The 12,944-nt window shown below is 51.8% G+C and carries 9 protein-coding genes; 7 read left to right on the forward strand and 2 right to left on the reverse strand.

Annotated features, from left to right (window positions below; translation table 11 throughout):
• Positions 1-240 precede the first annotated feature (240 nt).
• The 3 genes from ACR64Q_RS15215 to ACR64Q_RS15225 all read left to right on the forward strand — a co-directional run bounded on the left by ACR64Q_RS15215 (position 241) and on the right by ACR64Q_RS15225 (position 3,851).
• On the forward strand, positions 241-1,716 hold the full coding sequence (locus ACR64Q_RS15215) for a NarK family nitrate/nitrite MFS transporter (RefSeq protein WP_313732353.1): 1,476 nt from the start codon (positions 241-243) through the stop codon (positions 1,714-1,716).
• Positions 1,717-1,793: 77 nt separating this feature from the next.
• Positions 1,794-2,093 (forward strand): hypothetical protein, encoded by a 300-nt coding sequence (locus ACR64Q_RS15220; RefSeq protein ID WP_313732354.1) that lies wholly within the window; start codon positions 1,794-1,796, stop codon positions 2,091-2,093.
• A 30-nt stretch (positions 2,094-2,123) separates the two neighbouring features.
• On the forward strand, positions 2,124-3,851 hold the full coding sequence (locus tag ACR64Q_RS15225) for a bifunctional protein-serine/threonine kinase/phosphatase (RefSeq protein WP_313732355.1): 1,728 nt from the start codon (positions 2,124-2,126) through the stop codon (positions 3,849-3,851).
• A gap of 176 nt (positions 3,852-4,027) precedes the next feature.
• Here the strand turns inward: ACR64Q_RS15225 and ACR64Q_RS15230 are convergent, their stop codons facing one another.
• Together ACR64Q_RS15230 and ACR64Q_RS15235 are read right to left on the reverse strand one after the other, a co-directional pair.
• The gene (locus tag ACR64Q_RS15230) at positions 4,028-5,908 is read right to left on the reverse strand and encodes a proton-conducting transporter transmembrane domain-containing protein (RefSeq protein WP_313732356.1); all 1,881 of its coding nucleotides are present in this window, start codon (positions 5,906-5,908) and stop codon (positions 4,028-4,030) included.
• Complete coding sequence (locus tag ACR64Q_RS15235; RefSeq protein ID WP_313732357.1) at positions 5,905-8,478, reverse strand: YbcC family protein; 2,574 nt, start codon at positions 8,476-8,478, stop codon at positions 5,905-5,907. The genes ACR64Q_RS15230 and ACR64Q_RS15235 overlap by 4 nt, the downstream gene beginning before the upstream one ends.
• Before the next feature lie 326 nt (positions 8,479-8,804).
• Here ACR64Q_RS15235 and ACR64Q_RS15240 point away from each other — a divergent pair, with 326 nt between their 5' ends.
• The 4 genes from ACR64Q_RS15240 (at position 8,805) to ACR64Q_RS15255 (ending at position 12,861) form a co-directional block, all read left to right on the forward strand.
• Positions 8,805-10,451 carry a SulP family inorganic anion transporter gene (locus ACR64Q_RS15240; protein ID WP_313732358.1) on the forward strand — a complete coding sequence of 549 codons (1,647 nt, stop codon included), beginning with the start codon at positions 8,805-8,807 and terminating at the stop codon, positions 10,449-10,451.
• Between the two features lie 151 nt (positions 10,452-10,602).
• A complete protein-coding gene (locus ACR64Q_RS15245; RefSeq protein ID WP_313732359.1) occupies positions 10,603-11,322 on the forward strand; it encodes a DUF2490 domain-containing protein in 720 nt (239 codons plus the stop codon).
• A gap of 128 nt (positions 11,323-11,450) precedes the next feature.
• Positions 11,451-12,014: a hypothetical protein gene (locus ACR64Q_RS15250; RefSeq protein WP_313732360.1), complete on the forward strand. Its 564-nt coding sequence runs from the start codon at positions 11,451-11,453 to the stop codon at positions 12,012-12,014.
• Between the two features lie 160 nt (positions 12,015-12,174).
• Entirely contained in the window at positions 12,175-12,861 is a 687-nt protein-coding gene (locus ACR64Q_RS15255; RefSeq protein WP_483823342.1) for a carbonic anhydrase, read from the forward strand.
• Positions 12,862-12,944: the final 83 nt, after the last annotated feature.

Below are 12,944 nucleotides of genomic sequence, written 5' to 3' on the forward strand. Positions count from 1 at the left end.
GCTGCACCTTCTGCTCCCTTCAACAACGACGTTGGAAATAGGCTGACTCACGCTCAGCTACGCGATTTACTCGTCTGTTGTGCCTGCCTTCGCTCGTTTCAGGACACCCGCGCTTCATGAGTAAATAAGCCCATTTCAAGGGGAGCAATAGCTTGTGCATGCAAGCTGATTGATACGAATTTCCGACGCCAGACCCGGCCAGCGAAATTCATTTTGTTCCCTACTTTTCAAAGGTAAGTTATGTCCTCGAGCAAACTCAATCTTTTTAGCTTTACCGGCAAAATGCAGATTTTGCACATGAGCTGGCTGGCGTTTTTCATTAGCTTTGTGGTGTGGTTCAACCATGCGCCGCTAATGTTGGCGATTGCCGAGAGCCTTAAACTCAGTCAAGCGGAAATTAAAACCATCTTGATACTGAACGTGGCGTTGACGATCCCGTCACGGATTGCGATTGGTATTTTGGTGGATAAATTTGGCCCCAAACGCACCTACTCAAGCTTGTTGGCGATCAGCAGTATTCCCTGCTTCATGTTTGCCGCTGCCGACGACTTTCAGCAATTAGCCCTGGCGAGATTTTTGATGGGTTTCGTCGGCGCCGGCTTTGTCATCGGAATCCGGATGGTCGGCGAATGGTTCCCGGCCAGACAACTCGGTGTTGCCGAAGGCATCTACGGCGGCTGGGGCAATTTCGGCTCAGCCGCTGCCGCCATCGCCTTACCGTCATTAGCCTTGGCATTCGGCGGCGAAAACGGTTGGCGTTATGCGATTGCCTGCACCGGCATCATGGCTTTGCTCTATTCGGTGATTTATTTTTTCAGCGTCAGCGATACGCCCAAAGGTTCGACGTATTTCAAACCCAAGAAAGCCGGCGCTATGGAAGTCACCAGCATCTGGGATCTGTTCTTCTACATCCTGATGACCATTCCCTTGTATGCAGCGTTAAGTTTGCTGACTTGGAAACTGTCGCCAACCGGCATGCAGCTGTTATCCGAAGACACCACTATCGGCCTTTACATCGGGATTTGGTTATTGTTTCTCTACAACCTGTACAAAATCGTGCATGTTAATCAGGAACATCTCACCCAACCCATTGAACCGATACACCAATACAAGTTTAAGCAGGTCGCCATTCTGGACCTGGCATACCTGGTGACCTTCGGCTCCGAACTCGCCGTGGTCTCCATGCTGCCGCTGTTTTTCCACGAAACCTTCAAACAGGCCGGCATCACCCCGGTGCAAGCGGGCCTATTGGCATCCAGCTTCGCGTTCATGAATCTGGTCGCGCGGCCTGGCGGTGGCTGGCTGAGCGATAAGTACGGTCGCAAATTGTCGTTGAGCGTTTGTGTAATCGGTTGCGCACTGGGCTATGCCGCCATGTCGCAAATCAATTCGGAATGGCCGATTGCCCTGGCGTTTACCGTGACCTTTTTGTGTTCATTTTTCGTCCAGGCGGGATGCGGCGCGGTCTACGCAATGGTGCCTTTGATCAAACGCCGCATGACCGGGCAAATCGCCGGCATGGTCGGCGCTTACGGCAATGTGGGCGGAGTCACCTTTCTGACGGTATTGTCTTTCGTCACACCGGAAGCCTTTTTTCTCACCATCGCCGGCACCGCCGTCGTGGTCGCATTGGCAGTGCAATTTATCGAAGAACCCGCCGGCCACATGGCAGAAATCATGGAAGACGGCAGCGTGGCCATGATCGAAATAGTCTAACCAGCAAAGCATCCCTTCGTCATCTGCCGAAGATTGTTACAGCAATTTTTAACATTTAGTTATTTGGAGAAATACCCATGATCGAAGCATTATTGGCCGTCTTAACCCTGACTTTAATCGTTTGCTGGCGTTGCGCCTGCCAAACATCCAGCGGAGAACACTACGCTGCTCAACAGCCCGCCCAGTCCCAAAGCAGCCCTTTTTTGCCGGAAGATGCCGTTCTGAGACGGCATGTCATTTCCCTGGTCCACCACGAAATCGAAGCCACCCTGCCCCCGCGCCCCAGCGACTCGGTGTTACTGCGCCATCATCAGGCTTTGCTGATGACTAAACTGGAGCAGCGCCTGGCGGAATTACGCCATTACCGCGCCTGCTAAGCCACGCACAACTTCAGTTATCCGCAGCCTATGGCCAAAACCTTATCGATCAAGGTCGGTTCGCACAGCGACAAAGGTGTGAAACCCGAAAATGAAGATTGTTGGGGCGCTGTCGTCCCTGCGGAACCGCAACTGACCCTAAAAGGCATCGTAGCGGGTATTGCGGACGGCATGAGCGGCAGTGAAGCCGGCAAGGAAGCCAGCCAATGCTGTATCACCGCTTTTCTGGAGGATTACTACAGCACGCCGGATTCCTGGTCAGTAGCCAAAGCCGGACAAAAAATCCTGTCAGCTACCAACTCCTGGCTGCACAGTCAGGGACAAATACGCTATGCCTCGGTAAAAGGCATGGTCAGCACGCTCAGTGTGTTGGTGCTTAAATCCAACACCGCCCATATTCTGCACGTCGGCGATTCTCGAATTTATTTATGGCGGCAACATGGGCTGGAGCAACTGACGCGCGACCACAGGCTTTGGGTGTCCAACGACAAAAGCTATCTGAATCGCGCGATGGGTATCGAACCGCATTTGGAAGTGGATTACAAATCGCTGACCGTCGAAAAAAACGACTTATTCTTGATGACTTCGGACGGGCTCCACGATTTTATTAGCGAGCACCACCTAAAAACGCTGCTCTCGCAGGATTCCGATCTGCAAACCCTTGCCGAAATTTTGGTCAAAACCGCCTTGGCTAACGGGAGCGACGACAATGTGACCAGCCAACTGGTTCGGATCGACGACTTGCCGCAACTGCGCGAAGACGAAATATTGCGACATCATGGGCACTTGCCTTTCCCACCGCCACTGGCACCCGGCATGCTGCTGGATGGCTACCGGATCGAAGCGGAATTGCATGCCAGCAAGCGCACCCAAATTTACCAAGCCTTCGATACGCTGCATAACCGGTGGGTCATTTTGAAGACACCGTCGGTGCTGTATAACGACGACACTCATTATATCGAGCATTTTTTGCACGAAGAATGGGCTGGCAAACGAATCAACCATCCCAACGTCTTAACAGTACTCGAATCCGACCGCGCCAAAAGCTGTCTTTACTACGTAACCGAATTTATCGAAGGGCAAACCTTAAGACAATGGATCACTCAAAACCCCAAGCCGGAGATCAAGCGGGTTCGCACCCTAATCGAACAAATCGCCAAAGGGCTGCGCGCTTTTCATCGTATGGAAATGCTGCATCAGGATTTGAAACCGGAAAACATCATGATCACCGAGCAAGGCAGCGTTAAGATCATAGACTTCGGTTCGGTCAAGATCGCCGGCATCGCCGAGATCACCCCTCTCGACCGGAATCAAGCCGAGAATATTCTGGGCACGCTGAACTACACCGCGCCGGAGTATCACTTAGGGCAAACCGGCACGGTGAAGTCGGACTTGTTCTCCTTAGGCGTCATCTGTTACGAAATGCTCAACGGCAATTTGCCATTCGCCAACATGCCGGAAAAACCCAACCGCAACAATCTCGAGCGCCTGGTTTACATTCCCAGCATCCGCCGCAATGAGATGGTGCCGATCTGGATAGACGGCGCCTTGCAAAAGGCCACGATGATTTCGCCACGGTTTCGCTATGACGAATTGTCCGAATTCCTGCACGACCTATCCACTCCCAACCCGCAATTTCTGAAAGCGGAAGATAAAATCCCACTTATAGAGCGCAATCCGCTGTTGTTCTGGAAAAGTACGACAGCGCTGTTCTTTCTGATCAGCGTCGTTTTACTGTTCTTACTGAGCAGGCAATAAGCTCATAAACACCGCCATCGCTGAATCTGTAACCGGGGGTTCAAACCGGCCAACCGATTGCATAACCCATTTTAGCGATGTTCATAGAGCCACTTTCGATATTTGGCCTCTACCGCTTGACCACCTACTCTTACTTTGGCAAACCGTCTTGTACGGCTTATTAGTGCCGGTTTGTTTTAAAAAACCGCCTCTCGCAGCTCGACGGGCCGCCCCATGCAAAGCCGTAAATAGACTCTGGCGATGGCAATGCCATTAATCACAAAGGACACGGTAATCGGCGCGGCAAACCAGGGGTGTTGGCTACTGGCATGTGACAGCAGCAAATCCTCGCCCAAGAATGCCGGAGTAATCGGAAAGCCAACCAAGCCCAGGAAGCTCAAAAACAGCATCAGCGACCAACCGGGGCGGGTTTCTGCGAAGGCCCGAAACACGAAAGGTTCATCGGCAAAATTGTAATTCCTCAGCAATACGCTCAGCGCCCAGATGCCCAAGACCCAGGAGGGAATGATGCCGCTAAAGAACAACGCGACATCGGGCCAGGCTGAAGGCACCATCAACCACACCGCCACGCCGGCCAAAATGCTGCTCAAGGCCACGCTATGCCAAACCTGGAATGGGCTGTGTTTGTTGCTAAACGCGCTCAACGATACCACGGCCATCGCCAGCGAAATCGGCATAGACAGGTAAATTCTGGCGACGCTGCTGACGCCGGATGCGGCGATAGCGATGATCGCCAACAGGGCAAGGCCCGCCAAAATCTTGATCCAAAGGCTCACCGCGTTCAGTTGCCGACCCAGATTTTTGAGCGGCTCCCATAAAATCTTCTTCACCAACAGTTCCAAATGCCCTTCCTGCAGGGCAAATACATACAAGGTGTTTTGCAAAACGTCAGGCAACGAATCGCGAATCGACGCCGGCAAGAAAGTCAGTTGGTCATTGTTTTTAATATAAAAATCGCTATCGACATTCCCTTCAACCCGCAGTAAATGAGCGACGATGGATGGCGACACCAGCAATTGATAGCAGCGCAAAAACGCGTTGCCCATAAAGTGCAGCAACACCAAGTCTTCCAGGCCTAATGCCAGCTCGACGAACATAATCCCTACTTGTGCGATGGAGGCGTAAGCCACTTGACCTTTGATATTGGATTGGGTCTTTTCCGCCAGCGTTGCGACAAACACCGTCAACACGCCGATACTCAGGACAATCAAACGCGGTAGATAGTGATAACTCCAGATCGGCATAGTCCGCAATAACAGAAACACCCCTAAATGAATCGACAAGGCTCCATAGAAAATCGCACTTGACGGTGTTGGCCCTTCCATCGCACGCGGCAACCAAAAACTGAACGGAAACTGTGCCGATTTGCCGGAGGCCGCCAAAATAATCAGCCAGGATAAAATCGACAAGGACGCATACCCTGCCGGCGGAATATTGTTGGGATCGAACATGGTCAACAACTGGCTAAAATGCTGACTTTCGTGAAACAGCAAATGGCTCATCCAGGTACCGACCAACAAACCGACATCGCAAAAACGGTAAATCGTGTAGGCACGCAAGGCGTTACGTACCGGTTGCGGCCGATGCCGATAAAAGGCGATCAGCAGGAATGAGGATATGCCGACGATTTCCCAGCCGGCAAACAGCATATCGATACTGCCGGACAGTACGATCAGATTCAAGCCGAAAGCAAACCCAAAAATGGCCTGAAAGAAGCGTTTGTAGCCCGCTTCCCGGTGCAAATAAACCCGGCAATATTTCACAATAGCCGAAAACACCGCCCACACCACAAATAAATACGCCGCACCGACCCTATCCAGAAAAAACAGCAAGGGGAACTGGTAATCGTCGTGTTGATACAACACCAGCCATTGATATTCAAAGTTAGCGAAGCCATGGGCGGCCCATGCAGCCAGTAAACCTAGCACCGCTACGCCCTTGATCCGAGTCATCCACAGGCTGATCGCGGCAATTCTATGTTCGTTGTCCGGGCTGAAAAAAATCAGCAAAAATCCAATTAATGGCAATAACACACACGCCAATAATAAAGTACTCATGCCTGTCTCCTTTCCAATTGGTGGACCGGAATCGTCCGGTTTTGTCCGACAATAATTTTTTCCGAGCGACTGGCAATCGGCAACGGTCTGCCAGCCGCTGGTTCGGCCACCTTCCAGCCATCGCGACTGTACAAATACATGGCGCGGCTCACGGGATCGCAAGCCACCAGCCGTATCCACTCGTTATCCAGCCATTCCCGCCAGCCACCCAACATAGCAATGGCCTGATCGGCAACCGCGGTCGTTTGTTCGACCACCATTAACAAGCGCGCTGGCTCATGCACCTCTATCATTTGCGACGGCAAGCCGGTGCGTAAATCGCCTTCCACGCCGTTGGCAACGCCCAACAAACCGATCACGTTATGCGGCAGCTTGGTGCCGGCACCATAGACCGAATTGTCGATGCGCGAAAACAGATACTCCAGGTTGATACCGCCGCACACCGGAATCACCGCCGACAGCACCTTGACCAATATCGAGCCGTCGCTGTCGCTGTTGGGGTCGTAGGATTGCAAAAACGCCCGCCGGTCCAAGAATAAATGCCGAGTCAAGTCGCGCCGCCCCACCACACAATACAGATTATTCGAATGATTTAATTCCGGACGCGGCTCGAAAATAGACGAGGCCCGCGCCACGACATGACTATGCGCTTCGGCGTTGCTATGAGATTTTGGCCCCAACTCAAACCAGCGGCAGCGTTCGCGCGCGTTGCGCTGCAAGGCATGCTGCATGCTGTGTTGGAAATTGTGAAACTCGTGACGCGCGGCTTTATCCAGTTGCTGCTGATCGAAGTAAGTGATCTCATCGCGACTGGTATTGTGCAAAGCGGGAATAAAATGCGTACCGGCAGGAATGTCTATCCCCCGCTCACGCAACATGTCGCGAACTTGCGGGTGATTGGCCATCCAGGCGAAGGCTCGCGCATTCGGCGCACCGGGCTTACCGGAGCACGCACCGCAATCGTAAGCTGCGAAATGCGGGTTATTGACGCTGCTGGAGCCATGCGCGACCACGACAATCAAGGGTGCAAACTGTTTGGTCAAGCCGATATTGCGCAGCAATCCACTTACTCTGTCGGCCATTTCCGTTAACGAAAAACCCAGCAAGTAGCCGTCTTCGTTGGGCTCGTCGCTCTCCCTTAGTAAATGCAAATGGCTATGGGCTTCCACTTCACTTAAGCTTTGGATACCCGGCAACTGGCCGCCGGGGCGCAATACGCTCCATCCCAAGCGCAACGCATATGCCAAACCCAGCGTTTGCGTGTACAACCACCCGCGCACCATGGAATGCGCGCCAAAATGCAGGGTTGACAGCGATTCGCCCTTATCGGATTTGTCGGGCTGCGGCGTATCGGTCGATTCCAGAATCAAATGTCTGGGTTTAATCACCACCGGACATTGCGCCACCGGATACACATCGTCCAAACCTTGATACAGAAAGTCGATACCAAAAAAACCGGGCGCGCCGAAGGTTTCAATCCCTGGATCCATTTCTTCCAGATAACGCCGCAGCGAACATTCTCTGTCGTCTATGCAAAATAGCGCCTGGACTTTGGGCGCTTGCTCAGGCGTTCGAACCACCGGTGCCTGCTCGCGCAAGGCCAATAGCAATTCGGAATGCAGCGACCACTCCATTGCCTCATGCCACACCCGCATTTTCAGCGGTACCTGCGGCTTGATGGCATCACGCTCCAATAAGGGAATTTCGTGTAAATTCGGCAGTTGCTCGATGCGCTGAAAGTCGTGTCCGTATTTCTTATCAATAAACGCCAACTCGCAAGCCAGTTCAACCGCTAGTAATTCTTTCAGCGAGATTGCCCGAGGCGCCAGCAACACATTGGGCTGGGTTTCGATTATCCGCACCATCCCGGACCAACCGGGATGTGCCAGCAACACTTCCAATAGATATTGCCCGTACAAGGTTTCAGCGCCGACGATTTTGCCCAGGCAATTCAAAATCACCCGATCCGGACCGGCATCCAGCATCTGCCGCACTACAGGCTGATGAAACGGATACAAAGGCAACAGGCTGTTTTGCACCAGTCGCAACACGCAATCCCAAAAATGCTCGTCCGGCTTCGGCATGGCCCAACGGCTTATGCCTTGATCGAGAAAATTACTTAACAATCTGAACATCACCGGATGCACCATACCGTTCAAGTCGATTTCCAGGCGATTTAACCAGGCGCTGCGGATACCATGGTTAGCCAAGGACTGCGGCGGATAATGGCTATGATCATCCGGCTCAAACAAAGATGACCGCAACGACTGCTCTTGATAAACGCTGCAATTGGTCTGAGCAATCGCCCATTCCAGTGCTTGATCGCTGATCCGGCCTTCGTCATAGCGTTTCAGGTAATCGGCCAAGGGCAAATAGCTTTTCGCGCCATACACCTGAGCCGCCACCGCCACCCCTTCGTGAAACGGATAGTCCTGCACGGCATGCAAGGTGTTGTGGTGAATAAAATCCTTGATCGGCCCCTGGCTGGGCAGCCAATGAGCGATGTGCTCGATAGCCGCATTTAGATCGAAAGCAGCGTTGTGAACATTTTGATGGGCAGAAGCAGACATCTGTAACTTAAACCTCGCTAGTCAAACAGAAGTTGAGGCACACAGCCTCTTATGCTTCACTTTGCATAGTGCGTGCCAAATCCCTAAACCCTGGCATACCAACGTTTCCAGCTTATTAATTAAACCCCAAGCCAAGCACCATCGGTGCAAATAAACCACCCAACTGGTTGAAGCGGACGAATCAACCAGGCCAGCGAACCAAATCTACAACAATTTTAAGGCTAGCCACTGTCACAACCCTTGATATATCAGCCCTGACACAGTTCGTGCAAAACTGGCATGTTTCTCGCTGTGCTTTGGTTTTCCTTGGCTTCTTGAGAAAAACCATGACCACATCAACTCCAGTCATCCTGCCAAAGACCGGACTACCCGGTTTGATTGAAAACTGGCGTAGCGATTTGCTATCCGGTTTTTTAGTGTTTTTGATTGCCTTGCCGCTATGTCTGGGTATCGCCATGGCGTCGGGCTTTCCGCCCATGTCCGGTATCATTTCCGCGATAATCGGCGGCGTTTTGGTATCGCGACTAAGTGGTTCCTACGTGACCATCAACGGTCCCGCCGCCGGCTTGATCGTGGTGATTGTGGATGCCGTCCAATCCCTAGGACAAGGTGATGCGATGGCCGGTTATCGCTACACGCTGGCCGCCATCGTTATTGCCAGCGTCTTGCAGGTGCTGCTCGGTGTGTTCAAAGCTGGCAAGCTCAGCGCGTTTTTTCCCTCATCGGTCGTGCACGGCATGTTGGCCGCCATCGGCATCATCATCATGGCCAAGCAGATTCACACCTTGCTCGGCGTTAAGCCGGAAGCTAAATCTTTGTTGGGCACCATCGCCGAGATCCCGCATTCGCTGATGGAAATGAATCCGGAGGTATCGTTAATCGGCCTACTCGGCTTGCTGCTATTGATACTTTGGTCGGTGATCAAACATCCGACCTTGAAAATGATCCCCGCCCCGCTGCTGGTGGTATTGTTGGGCTTGGCCTTGGGTCAGTATTTTGATTTGGATCATATCCATCAATACCTGTTTCTGCCGGATGCAACGATTCTGCCGCATCACGAATTCAGCGTCGGCCCGTCGTTTCTGGTAGCAGTGCCGGAACATTTTCTAGCCGGGTTTTATTGGCCGGACTTCGGCAAGATTGCCACCGGCGAATTCTGGCTAGCGGTATTAACCATTTGGCTGGTCGGTAGTCTGGAAAGTTTGTTGAGCGCCTCGGCCGTGGATAAACTCGACCCGTATAAACGCAGCTCCAACCTGAATCGCGATTTGACGGCTGTGGGGATCGGCAACATGGTCGCTGGCATGATCGGCGGCTTGCCCATGATTGCCGAAATCGTCCGCAGCTCCGCAAACATCAATAACGGCGCCAAAACAGGCTGGGCCAACTTCTTTCACGGTCTATTTTTGCTCGTCTTCGTGGCACTGTTTCCCAAACTGATTCACGAAATCCCGCTATCGGCCCTGGCCGCGCTGTTAGTCTTCACCGGTTTTCGCCTAGCCTCACCCAGAGAATTTGCGAAAACCCTAGCGGTGGGTGTCGACAATTTTGCAGTGTTCGTCATTACAATCCTCGGCGTCTTGGCTACCGATTTATTGGTTGGTGTAACGATAGGCATCGCGGTGGAACTGGCGATTCACGTCAGCCGCGGTTTAAAACTGCGTAACGCATTTTCAATGGCTTTTAACGTGTTCCAAGCCGATGCAGACACCTATCACATTGAGGTATCCGGCGCAGCGGTGTTCTCCAACTTCATCACCTTAAAAAGCTTGCTGGCCGATTTTCCGCAACGCAAAATCGTGTTTTTCGATCTGACCGAAGCCAATCTGATCGACCACACCGTGATGGAATTCATTCACCATTTTGCCGAAGACTACAAGCAAGCAGGCGGCCGTTGCGAAATTGTCGGCTTGGACGATCATGAAAGTTATTCCGACCACCATCTCTCTGCACGCCGCAAAATTGCGCTCTGACCGGGTAACACTGTCACTCCGACCGGTCGAACCGCCGGAGTGACGCTTTGCCATCCATAAGCTCTTTGTTTTAACCACACCGACAGAAGACCTCACCTCCCGATAACGCAGGGAGATAAGCCGACTATTGTTTAAATTTTGGGGAAACTTTATGCACAAGCTATCCGGAAAAAAATTTTGTTTGTCGTTTATAGGCTGCCTATCGCTAACAGTAATATCTGCCGACGCTATGGCCAACGATCTGACAGAGGACTCCGGCGCCTGGTTACAAACCGTGGCCGAAGGCAGCATGGGCTTTATCGATCCTAATCTGAAAAACGGGCGCATCTGGCTAGAAGGCCAATCGCGCTTCGATGGCGATTGGGGCCATTGGTATCAGGGCATGGTTCGCACTGCACTGGGTTATTCCTTGAGCGACCGCGCCACCCTCTGGGCCGGTTATACCTGGCTGCCGACTCAAAACATCGGCAAATCTTATGTGTCCCAACAAGACATTTGGCCGGCATTCCGCTATGTGTTGCCCACCGAAATAGGCACTTTTACCTTCCGCACGATGTGGGAAACCAACTTTCTGAATGGCGACCAGTTGCGCGAACGCCCCCGGCAAATGATCAGATTCCTGCACCCGTTCGAATTCGAACCGCACTTGAGCATGATCGCCTGGGATGAAGCTTTTTACCGGGTCAATTCCACCACCTTTGGCGGTAAATCCGGCTTCGATCAAAACCGGGCGTTTGCCGGTTTCGGTTGGAGCTTCAACAAAAATGTTAGAACAGAATTGGGTTACATGAATCAATATGTCGATAACGCCAATCACAGTGCGGCGACGATGCGGCATTTGGGCATGGCGTCAGTGTTTGTTAATTTCTAACTTGGCGGCTATAAACGGTGTATTGCGACTTTTCTTGCTTAATCAACTAGATTGTTTCGTACTATCAGCAGATGCCGACGTGCAATTTGCGATCGACATTAACAAATATCACTGAACAGGCAAATGACATGACCCGAATCATCATTATTTTTATAATATTTTTCAACGTCACGTCTTGCTCCAGCGACTCAAGGTTTGAACCTAGCGTCACACGGCAATCATCCGACACCCGACCGGCAGTAACGAAAAGCAGCAAAACCCTCGAGCCGCCGGAAACCGGCGAACCCGCCATGCATGCGATTCAAAATAATCGCTTGCAACAAGTGATGCAGCAAATCAACGAACTGGTTTACGCCCAACTAAGCAGCGAAATCAATTTAGGTGAGCAACGTGAGTTGAAAACTGCCGAAATCGCCAGAATTGCCAACGAGCTGGCCGCCAGCGAAAAATCCATTGTAGAAACGCTACCCTCACTAAATCTAAAACCCGACGAACAAACCACCTTTCTTGCTTTGGCGGACAAACTGCGCATGAGTGCCGCACACATGCAAGACTTGGCCGGTCAAAACCAATTGCGAGAAATTCCGGCCACATTGGACACCATCACCAACACCTGCATCTCCTGTCATGTGTTGTTTAGAAAGAGCCGGAGTTTGTTAGAAAAATGCAAAGACCCTCGATACACTTGCTAAGAAGCTTTCGACGCTTGGCCGGCCTTTAATTCACTTAACAATCGATGGTTTTTAATCGCTCCATGAACCACAACTTCACGCTGCTCGCCTGTTTAGCCGTTTTCAGTCTGATATTAAACCCCATTAGAGCTTTCGCAGCCGACGGCCATGCCGACCCGCATTGGACTTACGAGGCACAAGAACGCTGGGGCGAATTAAAGGACCAACTCTACAGACCGCCTTTTCCGTACGCGGATGCGGCATCGGCCAAAAACAATCGCCGGTAAACATCGAAGCGGGCAACGCCGTAAAAGTCGAAAAGATTGACGAGCTACAACCCAATTACATGGAAATCCCGCTGAGTCTGACCAACAACGGTCATACCATCAGAGCCAACACCAGCAAAGGCAAGTTAAACTTCGGCAATAACGAATACGATTTGCTGCAATTTCATTTTCATGCACCCAGCGAGCACTTGCTGAATGGTATGACCTACCCTCTGGAGATTCATTTTGTCAACGGTACCGCCGACGGCCGGATGGCGGTACTGGGTGTATTAGTCAAAGCCGGCGCACACAACCCGGCATTCCAGGAAATTCTTGAACAATCACCCAAGCATATCGGTGATACCATCAATCCGCCGATCATGATCCGCCCCGCGCTATTACTGCCGGAACATACCCAACATTTCTATACCTATGCCGGCTCACTAACGACGCCGCCATGCAGCGAAGGCGTGCAGTGGTTCGTCCTGCAAGACATCTTGGAAGTATCGGAACAGCAGATAAGAGATTTCAGCAGCAAGTTCTATCACGACAATGCTCGCGCCGAACAAAAACTAAACGGTCGGGTATTGGACGTTCATTAAAACTAGCATGACCCAACTCCAACAGATCGTAGTGCGCGACCTAGTCATATTCATTGCTGCAAAAACCACGCACACGGCTTTAA

This window comes from Methylomonas sp. 2F7, assembly GCF_057126975.1.